The sequence below is a fragment of the Erwinia rhapontici genome, from assembly GCF_020683125.1.
Lineage (GTDB): Bacteria > Pseudomonadota > Gammaproteobacteria > Enterobacterales > Enterobacteriaceae > Erwinia > Erwinia rhapontici.
This window is the reverse complement of sequence record NZ_CP085627.1, coordinates 2,368,954-2,387,887: the sequence shown is the minus strand read 5'-3', so window position 1 is coordinate 2,387,887 and position 18,934 is coordinate 2,368,954. Positions and strand designations below refer to the sequence as shown.

Sequence of the window (18,934 nt, the reverse complement as noted above, 5' to 3'; positions counted from 1 at the left end):
GCCAGATTTTGCTGAATTAACGGCGATGAGCCAGCTGTCGCACCAGGCGATCGCCCACCATCTGTACGGCCTGCACCAGCAGGATCAAAACGACCACGGTGCCAATCATCACTGGCTGATTAAAACGCTGGTAACCGTAGCGGATAGCCAGGTCCCCTAACCCGCCGCCGCCAATCACGCCTGCCATCGAAGAGAAACCAATCAGCATCACCAGCGTCAGCGTCATGCCTGCAAGCAGTGCGGGTAACGCTTCCGGCAACAGGACTTTGCTGACCACATGCCAGCCGCTACCGCCCATTGACACGATGGCTTCAATCCGTCCTTTATTGACCTCATCCAGCGCGTTTTCGACGATGCGGGCAAAAAACGGGATGGCACCAATGGTGATCGGCACGACAGCCGCACTGCTGCCCAGCGTGGTCCCGACAATGATGCGCGTCAGCGGGATCAGCGCAATCAGCAGCACCACAAACGGCAGAGAACGACCGACGTTAACCACCGCACCCAGCAGCGCATTCAGGCGCGGCAGCGGCAGAATACCGTCGTGACGCCCGACCTTCAGCAGCACACCCAGCGGCAGGCCGATCAGAAACGTAAACAGCCCGGCCAGCGCCACCATATACAGGGTTTCCAGCGTGGCCGCCGACATCAGTTCCCACAGCTCATTCAGGTCCAGGCTACCGCGCACAGGTCACCTCCGTGGATGCCATGACGTTGCAGGAAACGTTGTTCTGCCTGCGGATCGTGCAGCAATGCTTTACGCAGTACTGAGTCCGGCTGACGCAGGAGCGTGCTCAGCGCCCCGCTCTCAACGATCTTACCGCCCTCCAGCAGCGCAGCACGATCGCAAATCGCTTTCACTACCTCCAGCTGATGGGTGATCATCACGATGGTCAGACCAAACTGCTGATTAATCTGCTGTAACAGCGCCAGCACCGATGCCGTGGTCTCCACGTCGAGGGCGCTTGTTGCTTCATCGCAGAGCAGATATCCCGGCTGTGCAGCCAGCGCCCGCGCAATACCGACCCGCTGCTGCTGACCACCGGAAAGCTGAGTAGGAAAGGCGTTCGCTTTATCACTCAACCCGACTAAATCCAGCAGCTCTGCCACGCGTACCCGCCGCTGTGAGGCTTTCACCCCGGCAATTTCCAGCGGTACAGCCACATTACCCGCCACGCTGCGCGAGTGCAGCAGATTGAAATGCTGAAAAATCATCCCACTGCGCTGCCGCTGCTGGCGCAAGGCGGCCTGGCTCAGGCGGGTAATGTCCTGTCCATCGACCAGTACCCGACCGGCGTCGGGGCGTTCAAGCAGATTAAGACAGCGGATCAGGGTACTTTTCCCCGCCCCGCTGCGGCCGAGAATGCCAAATATCGAACCATCGGGGATGGTCAGCGAGACATTATCAAGCGCCGGGCGCTGGTCTGGGCTGTAGCGCCGGGTGACATTCTCGATATCAATCATATTATTTCCCTGCGACCGGGATCACAGAGCCTTTATAAGTCTGCTGAATAAACTCAGCGACCTGCTTCGACTCCAGATCTTTCGCCAGCTGTTTGATGCGCGGATCATTAGCCAGTTTGGGTGTGGTGACCAGGATATTGGCATATGGGTTATTTTTGGCGCTTTCCAGGCCCAGTGCGTCTTTTGCCGGGTTCAGCCCTGCTTCCAGCGCATAGTTGCCGTTGATGATCGCCAGATCGACATCATCCAGCGAACGTGGGATCTGTGGCGACTCCACTTCAAGAATTTTCAGGTTTTTCGGGTTAGTCGCGATATCTTTCGGCGTTGCCTGGTTTTTTGCCGGATCGTTGAAGCCCGGTTTCAGGGTGATCAGCCCCTCGCTTTGCAGCAGGTAAAGTGCACGGCTCAGGTTGGTGACGTTGTTCGGAACCGCCACCGTCCCTTTGTTCGGCACGTCTTTCAGGTTTTTCACTTTATGTGAATAGATGCCGAGCGGCTCAATGTGCACCGTGGCGGCCACGGTAAAGGTCTGCCCCAGCGCTTTTTCCTGATCGCGCAGATACGGCACGTGCTGGAAATAGTTGGCATCGACATCGCCATGCGCCAGCAGTTCGTTGGCGTTGACGCCGCTGGTCAGTTCAATAATTTTGAGATCGAGTGACGGGTCAATTTTCTTCACATAGTTAAGAATTTCAGCGTGCGGCACGGCATCAGCCGCGATGCGTAGCGCCTCCGCCGCCTGAGCTGAAAAAGCCAGTGTCATGGATAACGCGATCCCTGCCAGAGAAAATGGAGCATGTTTGATCATTGCAGTTCCTTTCATTAAGCGGTGTGTTGAGGTTGTTGTTGTTGTAATTCCTGATACCAGCGGGCTGCGACATCCGGATGGGAGCGCAACCGGCCTTTCAGATAGTTCCAGCCGACGTCACGCAGCAGCGGGTTGAGCGGATCGCTCGCCGGGCCTTGTGCCAGGCGGGCAATCTCTTCCGGCAGCGTGAAAACAGGCACCACGGCATCCAGCTGTGCGCCAAGGAAAAAGGCAATCGACAGACGGTCCTGCCCGTTGGGCGGGGATTCCACGCGGTGGACGGTAGCGCGCAGATAGCCGTTGCTGGCCAGCTCAAGCAGTTCGCCGATATTGACCACAAAAGCCCCCTGCAAAGGCAGAGCATCCACCCAACGATCCGGCTCCACTTCCACCTGTAAACCGCGCTGCTGGTCCTGCAACAGAAAGCTGAGGAAGCCAGAATCTTTGTGTGCGCCCACGCCCTGACTGGTGGTTTCTGCCGTCTGGCCGGGGTAGCGGATCAACTTGATATGTTCGTTAGGTTTTTCGCCGTATAGCGGGTCGAAGGCATCCGGGGCCAGCTCAAGTGCCTGAGCGAAAGCGCGCAGCAGTCGCTGAGACATGGCGGTCATCTCCTGCTGCCAGTGCAGCAGCGTGGGCTTCAGTTCCGGCAAGGCTTCCGGCCACAGGTTCGGTCCCTGCAGGCGCTTCCAGCCTGCTTCAGCCGATTGCAGCACCAGCGCCGGGCGTTCAGCACCGATATCAAACTGTTCACGCCAGTCTGGCTGGCTGCGCGTCAGTTCCGATCCCGCGCGGTTATAGCCGCGAAAATGCGGGGAGTGGATCATCGATACCTGCTGCTTGTCGTCGTCCGACAGGGCGAAAAACTGACGAGACAACTGCTGCACCTTCGCCGACAGTGCTGCATCAACGCCATGATTGATCAGGTAGAAAAAACCGACATCGCGCGCGGAGCGGTTGAGTTTTTGTAAAAACGCCTGCTGCTGTTCGGCATCGCCATCCAGCTGTGAGAAGTCGAGGATCGGTAGTGAGGTGATCTGGGTCATGGTTGCTCCGTAACGGGTTCAGGACGCGCGGCGAAGGGCGCTGCCCTTCTCCTTATTGCTGTCTTATAAGAACAATATTCCGTGTTTTGAGCTGGCGGTAAAATATCAATATTGGCAATGGTTTATACATAGATGGATAACATCAATCTGCAATGCTGAATGCGTGATTGTTATTTTCGTCAGCAACGATCATCTGAAGGTGGCGGCAGAAATGAGGGGGGGGAAATCGGGACTGGGCGGTATTTGCAGTGGGCACAAGGCTGGGCAGCTTACGCGAAAGTGACTCATGTGAGCGGACAAACTGTTGTCCGCTCACCTGTCAGGGGGATGCTGCTATCAGGCTGCGTGGGCTGCAATCTGAACCTGACGACGCCATGCGCCCGGTGACTGACCGAACTGACGTTTGAAGCTGCGGTTAAATGACTGCTGAGAATCAAAACCAAAACTGATGGCCACGTCCAGAATCGGCTCACCGCCCCTTGCGAGACGTTCAGCGGATTTTTTCAGGCGGCGTTCACGAATATATTCACCCAGCGCATGGCCGGTGTGCTGTTTAAACATACGTTGCAGGTGCCATTTTGAGTAACCGGCACGGGCAGAAACGGTGTCTAAATCCATTTTCCCTTCAATGTGTGTATCGATCCACTTGACGAGATCGTTAATAAAATCATCATGGCTCATCGGAAATCCCCTGATTTATTGGTCACTATTTATAAATGAATGTTGGTGGTGAATGCTAAAGAGCAACTATCACGAATGCATTTAATTACGGTAAGGCAGCCATCCCTTTAATGCAAGTTTTATTGTTGCATTAAGTGCGATCGTTAACGCGATCGGGGATCGTCAATTGTGGATTTTCAGAAATAAGTTAAGAAAGACAAGTCCCCCGCACGCGGTGAGTACAGGGGCTTGAGACGATGCTCAGGAGGCGCAGCGCTGATCCGGATTGATGCAGTCGCGCTGCATGATGTCACGCAGCGCATCAGCGACCGTGCGTTTGGCCAGGACATCGAGAGACGCCTGCTCGGCTTCTCTTGCCAGTTCTTTGAAATACCAGCAGGCATTTGCGCTGACCACGCACAGCGCCGGAACGTCCGGGCGCCCTGCCATCAACGGTTTATCTTCAATTACTGACGTATAAATTTCGCACAGCGTGATGCGATCAGCCGGGCGTCCAAGACGGATCGTCCCGCAGCGGCCAAGCGTCGAGATAATAATGCCGTCACGCGTCAGCGGCACCATCATTTTGCGCACAAAACTCGGGTTGGCATCTAAACCATCGGCGAGAATTTTACTGGTGCAACGTTGCCCCTCGCCATCCGCCTTGGCGATACATAACACCATTTGTAATGCGGTGGGAAAGCGAATATCAAGCATGATGTGATCCTTGCTTTTTTCTGTTCATCTGGAAACGAATCACTGCAATAAAAGCATTAAAAATCAGTCAACTATAAAACATATCAGTTTATTAATATAACAAACTTTGACACATTTATGAAGCACCCGGCTAAGCACTATGGGCTATTGACCATATCATGATGATTTGCAGGGATTTATACACGGCGCCCTGCCCGCCTGTCAGATTACTTTTTATGCTGCTCGTGCAGGTAACGATAGACAACAGACAGATCTTTATCGCCATAGCCGGCATCGACGGCACCCTGCCACTGGGTGGCAATGGTTTGCAGCCCAGGCATCGGTCGATCGCCCGCCGCCTCCAGCGCCAGCCTTGCGTCCTTCAGCGCCCAGGTGAGCTGCATCTGTGCCGGATATTCACCCGCGGCAATCATTGACAGCTTGCCTTTCACATAGGGTGCCGCCAGCGGGCCGCCCTCCAGTACCTGCCAGAAATCATCCGGGGTGAAGCCAAACTGCTGAGCCAGCTGAGTACTCTCCGCCACGCCCTGCATCACGGAAACCAGCCAGGCGTTTGCCACCAGTTTCATTTTTGATCCCGCACCCGCTTCACCCAGCCATTTCGCGCCTTTGGAAATCGCCGCAAACACCGGTTCAATGGCGGCAGCACGCTGACGATCGCCGCTGGCCAGCACCAGTATCTGTGCCTGCTCTGCGGGGGACTTGGTCCCGGATACCGGGGCATCCAGCAGCACCACATCCGGGCGCTGTTGGTGAATGCTGTCAATCAGCTGTTGTGTGGCGTCAACGCCGATGGTGCCCATCTGGCACAGTACCGCACCCGGTTTCAGCAGCGGCAAGATCTGCGCACAAGTCGCCAGCGTGGTGGCGCCATCCGAAAGCATCACGATGATCACCTGCGCATCCGCCACCGCCTGTTCCGGGGTATCACAGAGCACCAGCCCGTCTGCCGTCAGATCCTCACCACGTGCGCGCGTGCGGTTCCAGCCAGAAACGTGAAATGATTTTTTCAGCAGATTAGCCGCAAAAGCGTGGCCCATAGCGCCCAGTCCGAGCACCGCGACCGAAGGGTGTTGATTCATAGTCACTTCCTGTCCTTGTCCTGTTTCATGATTGACTCAGGAATACCTGAGTCTTGAGAGAGTCAATCGGTGATTTTTTTGAGTGCTGCCGCGCTCTGTTCATCGTTGGGAATATAGACTAACAAACGGTCGCCGTTGCGCGGTGCAGACCACCAGTTATTCTGCCGCAGCGTGATAATGCCCACATCCGGATGGTAAAAGCGCTTTACATGGTTGTCGATGGCGCGGATCTCGTAACGCTGCCACATGCCGCGAAATTCCTCGGATTCGGACAACAGGCGTTCCAGTAATTCCTGCCAACGCGGGTCGTCGAGGTGTTCTCCCATTTGAGTACGAAACAGCGCCACCATATGCGGCATCAGCTGTTCCTGATCGGCAACCGCCTGCCGCCATTGCGGATGGGTGAATGCCAGCAGAATACAGTTGCGGTCTTCTGGCACGATGCTCTCCAGGTCGACATTCATCAGGCGGCACCATGCCGGGTTATAACCCAGAATATCGAAGCGCGGCGTCTGGATAATGGCCGGTAGTGGGTTAAGGCTGTCGAGGAGGATTTGACCATGCGCCGAGACTTTGGCACAGGTTTTCGCTGCGGCAGTGGCGGGCATGGGATGCCCGGCCAGCCGGTAAAGATGCTGCGTTTCGACTTCGTTACACTGTAACGCCGTGGCAATCGCGGCCAGGGTTTTCGGCGAGGGTTTTATTTCACGCCCCTGCTCAAGCCAGGTGTACCAGGTCACGCCCACGTCCGCCAGCTGAGCCACCTCTTCACGGCGTAATCCTGGGGTGCGACGTGAGCGATGATGCGGCATTCCCAGTCGCGCCGGATCAATGCTTTCACGACGACTGCGTAAAAATGTGGCCAGCAGCTGACGGTTTTTTTCACTGCTGCTCAGCGACAGCGGGATCTCACTCATAGGGGGCACTCCACTCAGACAGGTAGTGCGGGTACTATGATAATCAAGCACTGGTACCCGTTTAATATTTCACTGATGCTATGCCCGGATACTGATTAACACAAGGGTTACGCATCATGAAAAGCGGTTTTGATTCCACCACTCTCGGCCACAGCGGTTTGATAGTGCTGTTAGCGGGTCAGTTGTTACCGATGATTGATTTTTCTATTGTCAATGTGGCGCTCGACGCCATGTCCACCACGCTGCACGCCAGCCCTATCCAACTGGAGCTGATCGTCGCGATCTACGGCATCGCCTTTGCCGTCAGTCTGGCGATGGGAAGCCGGCTCGGCGATAACTTTGGCCGCCGCCGCATCTTCTGCATCGGCGTCGTGGTGTTTGCCATCGCTTCCCTGCTGTGCGGCATCACTCCGGATGTGTGGACATTATTACTGGCACGCGCTCTACAGGGGATTGGTGCAGCGCTGATCGTGCCGCAGATCTTAGCGACCCTGCATGTCACGTTGCACGGACGCGAACATTCACGGGCGCTCGGTTTATACGGCGGCATTGGCGGCATGGCCTTTATCATTGGTCAGGTTTTGGGTGGTTTTCTGATTAACGCCAATCCCGGCGGTTACGGCTGGCGCAGTGTGTTTCTGATTAATATTCCCATCTGCCTGCTGGTTTTACTGATGGCACCCCGCACCATTCCTGAAACGAAAAAGCCGCAGCGCGTAGCCATCGACTGGGCTGGAACGCTGTATCTGGCCGGAAGTATTGGCTGCCTGCTGGTCGCCCTGGCGTTAGGCCCGCTGCTGCACTGGTCGTGGCCCTGTATTGCCCTGCTCGCTGCTTTCCCCCTGCTCCTGAAACGCCTGTGGCAGGTAGAAGAGCGCATTGAACAACAGGGCGGCGCCCCACTGCTGCCGCCAGCGCTGATGCGGTTGTACAGCGTGCGTTTCGGCTTATCGATTGCCGTGCTGTTTTTCTCCTGCTGGAGCGGCTTCATGTTTGTGGTGGCACTGACGCTGCAATCGGGACTGGGTCTGAACGCCTTCCAGTCAGGTAATGCCTTTATTGCCCTGGGCGTGGCCTACTTTATCGGTTCATTACTGTCGACGCGGATTGTTGAGCGGCTGGGCAAAGTCAACACGCTGCTGATCGGCTGCCTGGTGCAGATGACAGGACTGCTTGCGCTGATGGTGACGTTCAACACCGACTGGCCACAGATCGGGGTGGTAAGCCTGATCCCGGCGACGATACTGGTTGGCTTTGGGCAATCGTTTATCGTCAGCTGTTTTTTCCGTATTGGTCTGGCTGAGGTTTCAAAAGATCATGCAGGTGCAGGCAGCGCAATGCTGTCGACAGTGCAGCAGGCTGCGTTCGGTCTGGGCCCGATGCTACTGGGAACCGTGTTCAGTCAGGCGCTGCACATTAAGGGTAATTACCAGCATGCGGTGCTGACTGCGCTGGCAGCAGAATGGCTGATTATGCTGTTACTGGTGGTGCGGACGTTGATGTCACGGCGCAGAATGGCAACACAGCCAGGCTGACGCAGCAGCGCTATTAACACGGACAAATCGAATGAGGGTCAGGAGCCCGACCCCACCGTTACAGCGGTGTCGGGCGATCTTCACAAAGGGGGGGTTAACATGCGACGAACTGGGCCTCAACCTGTTGAGTCGGTCTGAAACGCAGACGATTGCCGCTCATGGTCCAGACTTCGACACTCTGTGGCGTGGAACGGATCATAGCCAGTTTGACCAGCGCGCCAAACTGGCGCAATTGATGATTAAGCGTTAACTGCCGTGCCTGAATAGTCATACCTATCCTCTCAGGTTCATGGATTGCTGTGTGGAGCGTTGTGTTATTTCGCTGCGCAAAATATTAGCAATTCATGCTAAACCGGTCGTTGACCACGATCAATCATTGATTACGCCATGTGATTAATCGCTGTTGAAGTAGACCTGCTCCGGCATCAAAATATCGACCGGCCAATACGCTCCGCCAGCAGCTCCAGCGCGGCTGTTCCGGCCAGCGAGTTGCCTGAACCATCCAGCTCCGGCGACCAGACGGCGATGCTCATTTCCCCCGGCACCACCGCAACAATACCTCCACCGACGCCCGATTTACCCGGCATGCCAACGCGCCAGGCGAATTCGCCCGCGCCATCGTACATACCACTGGTGACCATTAACGCATTGATCTGTCGCGTCTGTTTCGGCGTCAGCAACGGTTCCTCCTGCCCCAGACCTTTGCCATGGTTAGCAAGATAAAGGAAGCAGCGCGCCAGTTCGACGCAGCTCAGCGTCATTGAGCAGTAATGAAAATAGGTTTGCAGTACCTTCGGTACATCATTATCGAAATTACCGAAAGACTTCATCAGCCAGGCAATAGCGGCATTGCGCTCGGAATGGTCATACTCCGAACGCGCCACATGGCGATCATAGGCAATGTCCGGTTCCTGGGTCAGGCTTCTGACTACCTCCAGCATACGCTGACGCGGCGCGGTAAGGCGGGTTTCCAGCATGTCACACACAACCAGCGCGCCGGCATTGATAAACGGATTTCGCGGTTTGCCCTGCTCCAATTCCAGCTGCAACAGCGAGTTGAACGGCTGGCCGGAGGGTTCTTTGCCGACCCGCTGCCAGATTTCACTGTCCTGATAGCGCGTCAGCGCCAGCGTCAGTGACAGCACTTTGGAGATCGACTGGATGGAGAAACGCTCCTGCGCATCGCCCGCCTGATAGACGGTGCCGTCAAGCATACAGACCGCAATACCCAGACGGTCAGCAGGCACCTCGGCCAGAGCCGGAATGTAGTCAGCCACCTTTCCCTGACCAATCAATGGCCGGACCTGCTGCAGGATGTCCGTCAACAATGCATTATCCAGAACGCTCACGTATACCTTTCCTCTGCTGCTGCCTGATGGGTTGAATTACTGCGCGATTCTGCGGCCTGGCCGCAGTGGCGTCAAACATTGATGCAGATAAACGTTCAGACACTTTTACACAGAGAAATAAGCGCTCGTCATCACCCCGGCTTATATAAAAATTCTGATTTACAATTTTATTGATTTTTTTATTTCATCTGGCGAATAAATAAAAGACAATATCCCCACGTTATTCTTTGACCTGTTCTTTCGGGTTAACATTCCTTCAACACATCGCTAACTTCAATGCAATCAACTACTGTTTCCCGTAAGACCGCATGGCTACGCGTGGTCATGCTCGCTATTGCTGCGTTTATTTTCAATACCACGGAGTTTGTTCCGGTGGGGCTGCTGTCAGATATCGGTAGCAGTTTTTCCATGCAGACGGCGCAGGTCGGCCTGATGCTCACGATTTACGCGTGGGTGGTGGCGCTGATGTCACTGCCAATGATGTTGCTAACGCGTAATGTCGAGCGTCGCCTGTTGTTGATTGTGATCTTTGTGCTGTTTATTGCCAGCCATGCTCTCTCCTCGGTGGCGTGGGATTTCACCACCCTGGTGGCCTCCCGCATTGGTATTGCCTTTTCACATGCGATTTTCTGGTCGATTACCGCTTCACTGGCGATCCGTGTGGCCCCTCCGGGGAAAAAGACCCAGGCACTGAGTATGCTGGCCACGGGCACCGCGCTGGCAATGGTTCTGGGCTTGCCGATTGGCCGTATGATCGGCCAGTTGCTGGGCTGGCGCATCACGTTTGCTGTGATTGGTGTGGTGGCGCTGGTGACTATGCTGCTGCTGGTCAAACTGTTACCGAAGCTGCCAAGTGAACATACCGGATCGTTGAAAAGCGTTCCTATGCTGTTTCGCCGCCCGGCGCTGGTCGCACTGTATCTTCTGATTGCAGTAACAGTAACGGCGCACTACACCGCGTACAGTTATATTGAGCCGTTTATTCAGAGTGTGGCGTCACTGAGCGGCGGTTTCACCACGTTCCTGCTGTTAATTTTCGGCGCAGCGGGCATTGTGGGAAGTATTCTGTTCAGCATTTACGGCAATAAATATCCGGCAACCTTTTTGCTCGGCGCGATTGCATTAATTACGCTGTCGATGCTGTCACTGTATGTGTCTGCCACCCACACGCTGGCGATTTCCACGCTGTGTATTGTCTGGGGCATGGCGATGATGGTGATTGGTCTGGCCGTGCAGGTGCGCGTGCTGGCCCTGGCACCGGATGCGACCGATGTGGCGATGTCGCTGCTGTCCGGGATCTACAATATTGGTATCGGTGCGGGTGCGCTACTGGGAAATCAGGTGAGTCTCCACCTGAATATGGCAAGTGTCGGCTACGTCGGCGGTGCCATCGGGATGCTTTCGCTGTTGTGGTGTGCCATCAGCATGAAGCGTTATCCGCAGTTGCGCCTCAACGGTTGACCGGTGGCGGTCAGGATCGGGTGTTCATGCCCGCTCCTGACTGCACACGCTTAAACGAAAAACATCATGCCTCGTCCTGGCTCTCCCCCAACGCCAGCGTCTCTTTTCTGACCCGCTCGATGTGAATCGTTAAAAACATCCGCTCCTCACTGCCCAGCGTATATTCGTAATTTTTCATCACATGACGGTCAATTTTCTCCACGCACTTATACGCATCAGGATAACGGTCGCGCACCACGTCATGCAGCGATTCATCGTCGCTATAGACGCCGCGTTTCCCCAGCATACGCTGAGAAAAGAATTTCAGGTGGGTCACAAAACGGTTGTAACTCAGCGAGTCGGTCTGGTAATCCAGCTGCAGCTGATACTTAACAATATGCAGGATTTCCTGCATAAATTTGGTGATATGCATCACCGCAGGCATCTCGCTGCCCAGCTGGGCATTGACCAGGTGCAGGGCAATAAACCCCGCCTCATCTTCAGGTAAGCGCGCCTTTAAGCGCTTTTCTATAATATCCAGTGCCGCCAGCCCGACCGCATACTCTTTCGGATAAAGACTGCGAATTTCCCACTGCAACACATTGCGGATCGGCAAATTCTGCTGATGACGGGTCAGCGCAAAATTGACGTGATCGGTCAGTGCAATCGCCAGGCTTTCGTGCAACGCGCAGGACAACTGCTCGCGTGCCAGCGCGATAATGCATTCGCTGGCAATCACCACTTCCAGCGGAATTTCGGACAAGAGTTCGCTCAGGCGCCCGGTCAGCTCCCGACTTTTCAGGGCAAAGGTTTTTTCGACCAGCGTTGGGTCCAGCTCGTCGCCACTGCGTTTTTTAAACGCCAGCCCGCGCCCCATCACCACCTGTTCATTACCCTGTTCGTCATGAACGATGACTACATTATTATTCAGAACTTTTGCTATTTTCATTTCCCTGCCTGAAACAAAAAAACCTGACAGCCAGATATGCTCCAGCGGTCAGGTTTTGCCTGCATAAATGCAGTAACAATCCAGTGATGAACACGATAAGGGATTATACGCGCGTCTCAAGTACCAGGCTGCCAATCTGTGACAGATCTCCCGGTTTGTTACGATTTGTGTCTTAACTGGCGCGTGAACACTTCGCTGCGGCCAGCTGTTGTAACTGTTCTTCGCGCTCTGTCGCCTGCTTCTGCGCCTGATGTTTCGCAATACCGTTGCCAATACCGAAGTCCATGGCGGCACCGACCACCGTCAACGCGTCAAACTCCCCTGTTTTATCGATATCCTGCTGGACCTTTTGTTGTTCAGCAAGTTGCTGCTGTACGCCCTGGCAATCCAGCTGATCGGCCTGCACGGCACTGACCGGGGGAGAATCAGGATATTGCTTCAAAGCGCAGCCACTGAGTAGCAGAGAGAGTACCATCAGAGGGGTCAGTTTCATCATCATTACCGTTTCGGACAGAATGGCATCATTGTGCACATAACGTGCGCGATTCAATAGCGGAAGCAGCAGCGTTAACTGCTGCTTTTCGTGGGTATTGGTTGTGTTAGGGGCGTGGCCAGGGTTAGGTCCGGGGCCGGGTCAACGTCAACGTCAAGGGCGTTTCGCTTTCCCGCTACGCGGGCTGAGCGACCCAGGGCGGCCAGTCGCCGCCGCCCTGGGAACCCGGGCTTGCGGCAGGCGCATCGCCCGCTTGACGCGGGTTCCCTCAGTCGATCGGCTTTCCCGCCGGATCGGGCGTGACGGGACATCCCTGTCCCGGCTCACCCTCTCGCCGACGTCCTGTCGGCTCGTCCTGGAAATCCGCTCTCCTTCGGCGAGGCTTAATTGCCGCTCAAAGGTCAACATCCACCTCAAAAGAACAATCAAAGACGGACTAAAAATAAACCAAACGCCAACGAACCATTCTTGGCTTTTGTTGGTGTTTTAATTTCTTAGATTTTGACCTGGGTTTTGATGTTGAGGCGGCGACTGGCCGCCCCTTGTCGCTTCGCCCGCGTAGCGGGAAAGCGAAACGCCTTTGACCTGGACGTAAACGTAGACCTTAAGCCGTGCGCCTCGCCATCAGTGCTTCAAAATATACATTGTACGACTGTAAGCAACATCTTCCGGATTGGTGATGGGATACCCCTTCACATAAGGCTTAATCAACCGACCATTGGTGTACTGATAGATCGGCGCAATCGGAGCCTGCCCGGCGATCATCTGTTCAGCACGGTTGTAGTCGTCGTTACGCGCTTTGTCATTGGTCTGACGACTGGCCTGCGCCAGCACCGCATCATATTCGCTGCTTTTAAAGCGGGCGATATTACCGCTATGCGTTGAGGTCAGCAGGCTGAGGAACGTCGAAGGCTCGTTGTAATCCCCCACCCAGGAAGCGCGGATAACATCGAAATTCCCGCTGTTACGGTTATCAATGTAAGTCTTCCACTCCTGGTTTTGCAGCTTCACATTGACCCCAAGGTTTTTCTTCCACATGGAGGCCACGGCAATGGCGATCTTCTTGTGTGTTTCCGAGGTGTTATACAACAGCGTCAAATTGAGCGGATGCGTGGGACCATAACCTGCCGCCGCGAGCAGTGCTTTGGCCTGCGCGTTAAGTTCTGCCTGACTGTGCTGCTGCATAAAGCTGGCTTTCGGGGTAAAACCTGCCGTGACATCCGGCGTAAAATGCCAGGCGGGTTTTTCGCCCGTGCCCAGCACTTTCTCCGCAATGACTTTACGGTCGATGGACCAGGAGAGCGCCTGACGCACGCGAACATCGGCCGTCGGGCCCTTCTGGGTGTTGAATGCATAATAATAGGTGCCGAGCTGGTCAGGTGTGTAGACCTCTGCAGGGATCTCTTTCTTCAGCAGCCCGTAAAGCTCTTTCGGGAAGGACTCGGTAATATCGATATCCCCGGCGCGGTAACGTTTGGTCGCGCTGGACTCTTCACTGATCGGTACAAAGGTGACCTTGGTAAGCACCGAATGTGCATCATCCCAGTAGTGCGGATTACGCACCAGCTCGACCTTCTCATTCACCACCCGGTTGTTTAGCTGATACGCCCCGTTACCGACCAGATTGCCCGCACGCGTCCACTGATCGCCATATTGTGCAATCACCTTTTGCGGCACCGGGAACAGGCTGAAGTTGGCCGTCAGGCTGACAAAATAAGGTACCGGTTTATCGAGTGTGACTTTCAGATGGGTGGCATCAATGGCACTGACGCCCAGTTTATCCGGGCTCATCTCACCTTTAACAATCGCACCCGCATTTTCAATCCCGGCCAGCTCAGCAAACCAGGCGAAGGTTGAGGTGTTTTTTGGATCAACCAGGCGCTGCCAGCTGTAAACAAAATCCGCCGCTGTGACAGTGTCACCATTTGACCAGCGGGCATCTTTTCTTAGCGTGAAAATCCAGGTTTTATTATCATTGGTCTGCCAGGCCGTCGCCACGCCGGGAATGATTTTCCCGCTGGCATCCTGATTGGTCAGCCCCTCAAACAGATCGCGGATCACCGGAATTTCAGGTAAGCCGACCGCTTTCACCGGGTCCAGCGAGGCCGGTTCATCTTTAATATGACGGACAATTTCCTGTCGTGCGGCCAGTTGAGTCCCTGCCGGAACGTCGGCAGCGTGCAAAGTTGAGCTGATACATAGCGCTAAAGCAGCCAGCGCAAAAGATGATGATGTCCTCATAGAGATATCCTTACCTGTCAGCGAAACGGCGGGTGTTTTTGTACTGCTGGCACTCTAACGCAAATTGCACGCTGCGAAACAGTGTTTTTATGATGAACCGCAGCGGGTGATGTGCCAGGCTTAGCGCAGAACTTTCTCTCAGGAGCAGGACAATGTCATTACTTCACCCCCGGCCTCTGCGTGGTCGTCTGGATGCCCCCACGCAACACTATGGACAGTCCGTGCTGGGCGCACCGCTGCTCTGGTTCCCGGCCCCGCTGGCGGACGATGACAGCGGGCTGATCCTTGCCGGTACGCATGGTGATGAAACCGCTGCGGTGGTCACTCTCTCCTGCGCCATGCGCACGTTGCAGGATAGCCATCGTCGGCATCATGTGGTGCTCGCGGTAAACCCGGACGGTTGCCAGCTCGGGCTGCGCGCCAACGCCAATGGCGTGGATCTTAACCGAAACTTTCCTGCTGCCAACTGGCAGCATGGCGACACGGTTTACCGCTGGAACAGTGTCGCAGAGGAGCGCGATGTGCTGTTGTCCACTGGTGAGCATGCCGCTTCCGAACCGGAAACGAAGGCGCTTTGCCAGCTGATTCACCAGCTCTCCCCGGCCTGGATTGTCACCTTCCATGAACCGCTGGCCTGTATTGAAGATCCGCACAGCAGCCCCCTGGGGCACTGGCTGGCGGCAAAAACGGGCCTGCCGCTGGTCACCAGCGTCGGGTATGCCACGCCAGGCTCGTTTGGCAGCTGGTGCGCCGATATCAACCTGCCCTGCATCACCGCCGAATTCCCACCGATTGCGGCCGATGAAGCGACCGAACGCTATCTGGGGGCGCTGGTCGATTTACTCTACTGGCAACCGTGACAGCTCAATGCGTCCGCAGCTAAACGGCAGAGCAGGCTCGGCGTCCACCGCCAGCCAGGTGGGGCCATCCAGGTCGACAAAACGCGCCTGCGGCACCAGCGGCAACGCGGCACGAATGGCGCGTGAGGTGCACAGCATGCAGCCGAGCATAATGGCAAATCCCTGTGCCTGCGCGGCCTGCGCCAGTTCCAGCGCGGCCGTCAGGCCCCCGGTTTTGTCCAGTTTGATGTTCACCATGTCATAGCGTCCGTGCAGCGCAGGCAGGCTTTCTGCGGTGTGACAGCTCTCGTCCGCGCAGATCGGCAAGGGGTGAATAAAGTTCTCCAGCGCCGCATCATCAGCCGCAGGCAGTGGCTGTTCCAGCATGGCGATGCCGAGATCAGCCAGCAACTGGCAGCGGGCCGCCAGCCCCTCGCTGTGCCAGGATTCGTTAGCATCGACAATCAACGTGGCTTGCGGCACGGCACTGCGGATCGCCACCAGACGTTCGGTAATCAGATGATCGTCGAGTTTAATTTTCAGTAATCTGGCCCCGTTCTCCCATAGCGCCAAAGCACTGCTGGCCATCATTTCGGGTACATCGATGCTCACGGTTTGCGCCATCGTGATTTGCGCAGGTGCATGGCTTACTGTTAATTGCCACAGGCTTTGCCCGCCACGCGCCACCTCCAGATCCCACAGGGCACTGTCGATCGCATTGCGCGCGGCCCCCGCAGGCAGCTGCTGCTGAAGCTCTGCCCGGGTCAACCCCTGCTGCAACGCAGGCAACAACGCGGTAATCTGCGCCAGCACCGAGGCTTCACTCTCGCCGTATCGTGCATAAGGCGTGCATTCACCGATGGATTTAATGCCATTTTCTTCCAGTTCAACCACCACCACACCCGCTTCATTGCGGGCACCGCGTGCGATCACAAACGGCGAATGTAACGGCCAGCTTTCCGGGTAAGTCTTCACTGATCTCATGCTTCAATCCTTAATCTGAGTTGATGCCAGCACATTGTGTCGCATTTATACTGTCTCACTGCTTCAGCATGGCATACACTGAAGCAGGTTAAACACCATTAACATTAAAAGGATAGATTATGTCTCAGACCGTACATTTCCAGGGCAATCCGGTTTCCGTTGACGGGCAACTGCCAGCGCCGGGCCAGCCAGCAAAGTCGTTCACCCTGGTGGCCAAAGATCTCTCCGATGTCTCCCTGTCCCAGTATGCGGGCAAACGCAAAGTGCTTAACATCTTCCCAAGCATTGATACCGGCGTGTGTGCCATGTCCGTGCGTAAATTTAATCAGCTGGCGGGTGATGTTGATAACACCGTTGTGTTGTGTATTTCAGCAGACCTGCCGTTTGCCCAGTCACGTTTCTGCGGCTCCGATGGCCTGAGCAATGTGGTCACCCTCTCCACCCTGCGTGGCGGCGACTTCAAAAAGGACTACGGCGTGGCAATCGTTGACGGCCCACTGGCCGGACTGACTGCGCGCGCGGTTGTGGTTCTGGATGAAAAAGATAACGTCATCTACAGCCAACTGGTGAATGAGATCACCACTGAGCCAGACTACGATGCCGCACTGGCAGCGTTGAAGTAATATTTTTTCGTAGGGGTCGGGCATGCCCGACCCAGGGCGAGGCGTGCCTCGCCCCTACGACGGATCGCTCTTCTTCTGGCTCAAGCCATATTCACGCAGTTTGTTGGTCCTTGTGGCCTGCTCTATCGCATCAGCAATCCCCCGTCCACGCAGTACTGACTCCCGGTCACATAACTCGCAGCGCTTGACAGCAAAAACAGCGCGACCGCCGCCGCTTCTTCTGCTCGTCCTATCCTCGCTAACGGCACCTGAGCCAGCACACCCTGTTCAAATTCCTCACGTTGATCCGCCGGCAGGAAGCTGCGTAGCTCGCTGCTTATCGGGCCAGGCACCAGACAATTAACCCGAATCTGATGTGCCGCCAGTTCCGTTGCCCAGCAGCGCGTTAAGGCTATCAGCGCCGCTTTAGTGGCGGCATAGATACTGGTCGCCGCCGCACCTTCATAGGCTGAAGACGAGGCTGTCACAACAACGGCTGCCCCCGGTTTCAGGAAAGTGGACAGCGCGGCCAGTTGTAATACCGGGCCACGCACATTCGCCGACATCATCGCATCAAAGAACGTCTTATCTTGCCGATCGCAGGGTGCCACAGCGGCATAACCCGCGTTCAGCCACAGCCCATCCAGCGGCCCCGTCTGTTTCACGCACTCAACTAATGCCGTCAAATCGTCAGGCTCACTATTGTCCGAACGCAGTACCCGGGTTTCCCCCGGTAATAACCTGGCTGCCTCTGCCAGGTGTTGTGGGTTACGACCGGTAACGATCAGTTCAGCCCCTTCACGTGCTAATTGCTGTGCGCCTGCCAGACCAATACCACTGCTTCCGCCGGTAATCAGGATGCGTTGCTGCTTAAAACTCATGGTTTACTCCTCGTGTTAAGAGAGGAGAGTCTGGCACTGAGCGGGTTATTAAATAATACTGTTTAATCTTCATGGAGTATTAAGCAGGAAAGACAGAATGCGTGGCAGTGAATTTATGGAGTTGCGGGCGCTGATGGCTATTGCGGAATGCGGCAATTTTGCCCGTGCTGCCGCTCGCCTGTTGAACCGGACCACGCGGAGCGTGGCTGCGACGGAAGCCGGTGCAGCGCTGATTGCCCGGTTGCATCCGCTGCTGGCCGAGCTGGATGCGGCAGTAGCCGACCTTGCCAGCCACAGCCGCATTCCCAGAGGCACGTTGCGCATCAATGCTCCAAGGCTGGCAGCGCTGCATCTGCTGGCCCCTCAAGTGGCCGGATTTATGGCCCGTTATCCAGAGATTGAGGTGGAGATTGTGTCAGAAGAGGGATTGATTGATATTGTCAGCGCAGGGTATGACGCGGGGATACGGCTGGGGGAAAAACTGCATCAGGATATGATTGCTGTTCCACTGGGAGGCAATGTGCAGATGCACGTGGTGGCCTCCCCTCAGTATCTGGCACAAAACGGATGCCCACAGCATCCGGCAGATCTGCATCAGCACCGCTGTCTCTCTTACTTTCGCCCGTCGGATCATACAGCGTGGCGATGGGAGTTTGAGAAGAACGGAAAAAGGCTGGAGGTGGATATCGCAGCCCCCTTGAGAGTCAATGAGCCGGAATTACTGGTTGCCGCCGTGAAACAAGGGGCGGGCATCAGCTATCTGTTCGGCACCCTGGTGGACGTGGCGATAGCAGACGGTGAGCTGGTGCCGCTCCTCAGTGACTGGACACCCCCGTTTACCGGCTATTCACTCTATTATCCCGGCAATACGGTGGTGCCCACGCCGCTCAGAGCACTGATTGATTACCTGCGCGAAACGCGGTAACC

20 protein-coding genes are annotated in these 18,934 nt (G+C 55.7%); 5 read left to right on the top strand and 15 right to left on the bottom strand.

What is annotated here, in order from left to right; genetic code table 11:
• Positions 1 to 16: 16 nt before the first annotated feature.
• The 8 genes from LJN55_RS11250 to LJN55_RS11215 all read right to left on the bottom strand — a co-directional run bounded on the left by LJN55_RS11250 (position 17) and on the right by LJN55_RS11215 (position 6,694).
• A complete protein-coding gene (locus LJN55_RS11250) occupies positions 17 to 649 on the bottom strand; it encodes a methionine ABC transporter permease (RefSeq protein WP_167864770.1) in 633 nt (210 codons plus the stop codon).
• A 17-nt stretch (positions 650 to 666) separates the two neighbouring features.
• Positions 667 to 1,464 (bottom strand): methionine ABC transporter ATP-binding protein, encoded by a 798-nt coding sequence (locus LJN55_RS11245; RefSeq protein ID WP_227536268.1) that lies wholly within the window; start codon positions 1,462 to 1,464, stop codon positions 667 to 669.
• 1 nt (position 1,465) lies between these two features.
• Positions 1,466 to 2,272, bottom strand: a complete 807-nt coding sequence (locus tag LJN55_RS11240) for a MetQ/NlpA family ABC transporter substrate-binding protein (protein ID WP_133844993.1) — start codon at positions 2,270 to 2,272, stop codon at positions 1,466 to 1,468.
• Positions 2,273 to 2,286: 14 nt separating this feature from the next.
• A complete protein-coding gene (locus tag LJN55_RS11235; protein WP_227536267.1) occupies positions 2,287 to 3,318 on the bottom strand; it encodes an isopenicillin N synthase family dioxygenase in 1,032 nt (343 codons plus the stop codon).
• Positions 3,319 to 3,654: 336 nt separating this feature from the next.
• On the bottom strand, positions 3,655 to 3,999 hold the full coding sequence (locus LJN55_RS11230) for a helix-turn-helix domain-containing protein (RefSeq protein ID WP_133844997.1): 345 nt from the start codon (positions 3,997 to 3,999) through the stop codon (positions 3,655 to 3,657).
• A gap of 240 nt (positions 4,000 to 4,239) precedes the next feature.
• The gene (locus LJN55_RS11225; RefSeq protein ID WP_133845000.1) at positions 4,240 to 4,695 is read right to left on the bottom strand and encodes an RrF2 family transcriptional regulator; all 456 of its coding nucleotides are present in this window, start codon (positions 4,693 to 4,695) and stop codon (positions 4,240 to 4,242) included.
• A 206-nt stretch (positions 4,696 to 4,901) separates the two neighbouring features.
• Positions 4,902 to 5,777 (bottom strand): NAD(P)-dependent oxidoreductase, encoded by an 876-nt coding sequence (locus LJN55_RS11220; RefSeq protein WP_227536266.1) that lies wholly within the window; start codon positions 5,775 to 5,777, stop codon positions 4,902 to 4,904.
• 62 nt (positions 5,778 to 5,839) lie between these two features.
• Positions 5,840 to 6,694, bottom strand: a complete 855-nt coding sequence (locus tag LJN55_RS11215) for a helix-turn-helix transcriptional regulator (RefSeq protein ID WP_227536265.1) — start codon at positions 6,692 to 6,694, stop codon at positions 5,840 to 5,842.
• A 116-nt stretch (positions 6,695 to 6,810) separates the two neighbouring features.
• Between LJN55_RS11215 and LJN55_RS11210 the strand changes: the two genes are divergently transcribed.
• Complete coding sequence (locus LJN55_RS11210) at positions 6,811 to 8,229, top strand: MFS transporter (RefSeq protein WP_227536264.1); 1,419 nt, start codon at positions 6,811 to 6,813, stop codon at positions 8,227 to 8,229.
• A gap of 94 nt (positions 8,230 to 8,323) precedes the next feature.
• Here the strand turns inward: LJN55_RS11210 and LJN55_RS11205 are convergent, their stop codons facing one another.
• Both LJN55_RS11205 and glsB read right to left on the bottom strand, forming a co-directional pair.
• Positions 8,324 to 8,500 carry a hypothetical protein gene (locus LJN55_RS11205; protein WP_159337159.1) on the bottom strand — a complete coding sequence of 59 codons (177 nt, stop codon included), beginning with the start codon at positions 8,498 to 8,500 and terminating at the stop codon, positions 8,324 to 8,326.
• Between the two features lie 154 nt (positions 8,501 to 8,654).
• Positions 8,655 to 9,578, bottom strand: a complete 924-nt coding sequence (gene glsB, locus LJN55_RS11200) for a glutaminase B (RefSeq protein ID WP_227536263.1) — start codon at positions 9,576 to 9,578, stop codon at positions 8,655 to 8,657.
• Between the two features lie 276 nt (positions 9,579 to 9,854).
• Between glsB and LJN55_RS11195 the strand changes: the two genes are divergently transcribed.
• Positions 9,855 to 11,039: a sugar transporter gene (locus tag LJN55_RS11195; protein WP_133845009.1), complete on the top strand. Its 1,185-nt coding sequence runs from the start codon at positions 9,855 to 9,857 to the stop codon at positions 11,037 to 11,039.
• Positions 11,040 to 11,103: 64 nt separating this feature from the next.
• Here LJN55_RS11195 and licT read toward each other — a convergent pair whose 3' ends face one another.
• The 3 genes from licT to LJN55_RS11180 form a co-directional block, all read right to left on the bottom strand.
• Positions 11,104 to 11,967 (bottom strand): BglG family transcription antiterminator LicT, encoded by an 864-nt coding sequence (licT, locus tag LJN55_RS11190; protein ID WP_133845010.1) that lies wholly within the window; start codon positions 11,965 to 11,967, stop codon positions 11,104 to 11,106.
• Positions 11,968 to 12,139: 172 nt separating this feature from the next.
• Positions 12,140 to 12,463 (bottom strand): hypothetical protein, encoded by a 324-nt coding sequence (locus tag LJN55_RS11185; RefSeq protein ID WP_227536379.1) that lies wholly within the window; start codon positions 12,461 to 12,463, stop codon positions 12,140 to 12,142.
• A 621-nt stretch (positions 12,464 to 13,084) separates the two neighbouring features.
• Positions 13,085 to 14,701, bottom strand: a complete 1,617-nt coding sequence (locus LJN55_RS11180) for an ABC transporter substrate-binding protein (protein ID WP_227536262.1) — start codon at positions 14,699 to 14,701, stop codon at positions 13,085 to 13,087.
• Between the two features lie 152 nt (positions 14,702 to 14,853).
• On the opposite strand from LJN55_RS11180, the gene mpaA reads away from it, so the two are divergent.
• Positions 14,854 to 15,561, top strand: coding sequence for a murein tripeptide amidase MpaA (gene mpaA / locus LJN55_RS11175; protein WP_133845014.1), 708 nt, complete (start codon positions 14,854 to 14,856; stop codon positions 15,559 to 15,561).
• On the opposite strand, the gene ycjG is transcribed toward mpaA, so the two are convergent.
• Positions 15,541 to 16,524, bottom strand: a complete 984-nt coding sequence (ycjG, locus tag LJN55_RS11170; protein ID WP_227536261.1) for an L-Ala-D/L-Glu epimerase — start codon at positions 16,522 to 16,524, stop codon at positions 15,541 to 15,543. The two genes, mpaA and ycjG, sit on opposite strands and share 21 nt — an antisense overlap.
• A 119-nt stretch (positions 16,525 to 16,643) precedes the next feature.
• Between ycjG and tpx the strand changes: the two genes are divergently transcribed.
• A complete protein-coding gene (gene tpx / locus LJN55_RS11165; RefSeq protein WP_227536260.1) occupies positions 16,644 to 17,147 on the top strand; it encodes a thiol peroxidase in 504 nt (167 codons plus the stop codon).
• Positions 17,148 to 17,269: 122 nt separating this feature from the next.
• On the opposite strand, the gene LJN55_RS11160 is transcribed toward tpx, so the two are convergent.
• Complete coding sequence (locus LJN55_RS11160; RefSeq protein WP_227536259.1) at positions 17,270 to 18,007, bottom strand: SDR family NAD(P)-dependent oxidoreductase; 738 nt, start codon at positions 18,005 to 18,007, stop codon at positions 17,270 to 17,272.
• 97 nt (positions 18,008 to 18,104) lie between these two features.
• Here LJN55_RS11160 and LJN55_RS11155 point away from each other — a divergent pair, with 97 nt between their 5' ends.
• Positions 18,105 to 18,932, top strand: a complete 828-nt coding sequence (locus LJN55_RS11155; RefSeq protein WP_227536258.1) for a LysR substrate-binding domain-containing protein — start codon at positions 18,105 to 18,107, stop codon at positions 18,930 to 18,932.
• Positions 18,933 to 18,934: the final 2 nt, after the last annotated feature.

Coding starts and splice junctions, on each gene's coding strand:
- LJN55_RS11250 (WP_167864770.1), bottom strand. CDS start 649: ATGTCGGCGGCCACGCTGGAAACCCTGTATATGGTGGCGCTGGCCGGG.
- LJN55_RS11245 (WP_227536268.1), bottom strand. CDS start 1,464: ATGATTGATATCGAGAATGTCACCCGGCGCTACAGCCCAGACCAGCGC.
- LJN55_RS11240 (WP_133844993.1), bottom strand. CDS start 2,272: ATGATCAAACATGCTCCATTTTCTCTGGCAGGGATCGCGTTATCCATG.
- LJN55_RS11235 (WP_227536267.1), bottom strand. CDS start 3,318: ATGACCCAGATCACCTCACTACCGATCCTCGACTTCTCACAGCTGGAT.
- LJN55_RS11230 (WP_133844997.1), bottom strand. CDS start 3,999: ATGAGCCATGATGATTTTATTAACGATCTCGTCAAGTGGATCGATACA.
- LJN55_RS11225 (WP_133845000.1), bottom strand. CDS start 4,695: ATGCTTGATATTCGCTTTCCCACCGCATTACAAATGGTGTTATGTATC.
- LJN55_RS11220 (WP_227536266.1), bottom strand. CDS start 5,777: ATGAATCAACACCCTTCGGTCGCGGTGCTCGGACTGGGCGCTATGGGC.
- LJN55_RS11215 (WP_227536265.1), bottom strand. CDS start 6,694: ATGAGTGAGATCCCGCTGTCGCTGAGCAGCAGTGAAAAAAACCGTCAG.
- LJN55_RS11210 (WP_227536264.1), top strand. CDS start 6,811: ATGAAAAGCGGTTTTGATTCCACCACTCTCGGCCACAGCGGTTTGATA.
- LJN55_RS11205 (WP_159337159.1), bottom strand. CDS start 8,500: ATGACTATTCAGGCACGGCAGTTAACGCTTAATCATCAATTGCGCCAG.
- LJN55_RS11195 (WP_133845009.1), top strand. CDS start 9,855: ATGCAATCAACTACTGTTTCCCGTAAGACCGCATGGCTACGCGTGGTC.
- licT (WP_133845010.1), bottom strand. CDS start 11,967: ATGAAAATAGCAAAAGTTCTGAATAATAATGTAGTCATCGTTCATGAC.
- LJN55_RS11185 (WP_227536379.1), bottom strand. CDS start 12,463: ATGATGAAACTGACCCCTCTGATGGTACTCTCTCTGCTACTCAGTGGC.
- LJN55_RS11180 (WP_227536262.1), bottom strand. CDS start 14,701: ATGAGGACATCATCATCTTTTGCGCTGGCTGCTTTAGCGCTATGTATC.
- mpaA (WP_133845014.1), top strand. CDS start 14,854: ATGTCATTACTTCACCCCCGGCCTCTGCGTGGTCGTCTGGATGCCCCC.
- ycjG (WP_227536261.1), bottom strand. CDS start 16,524: ATGAGATCAGTGAAGACTTACCCGGAAAGCTGGCCGTTACATTCGCCG.
- tpx (WP_227536260.1), top strand. CDS start 16,644: ATGTCTCAGACCGTACATTTCCAGGGCAATCCGGTTTCCGTTGACGGG.
- LJN55_RS11160 (WP_227536259.1), bottom strand. CDS start 18,007: ATGAGTTTTAAGCAGCAACGCATCCTGATTACCGGCGGAAGCAGTGGT.
- LJN55_RS11155 (WP_227536258.1), top strand. CDS start 18,105: ATGCGTGGCAGTGAATTTATGGAGTTGCGGGCGCTGATGGCTATTGCG.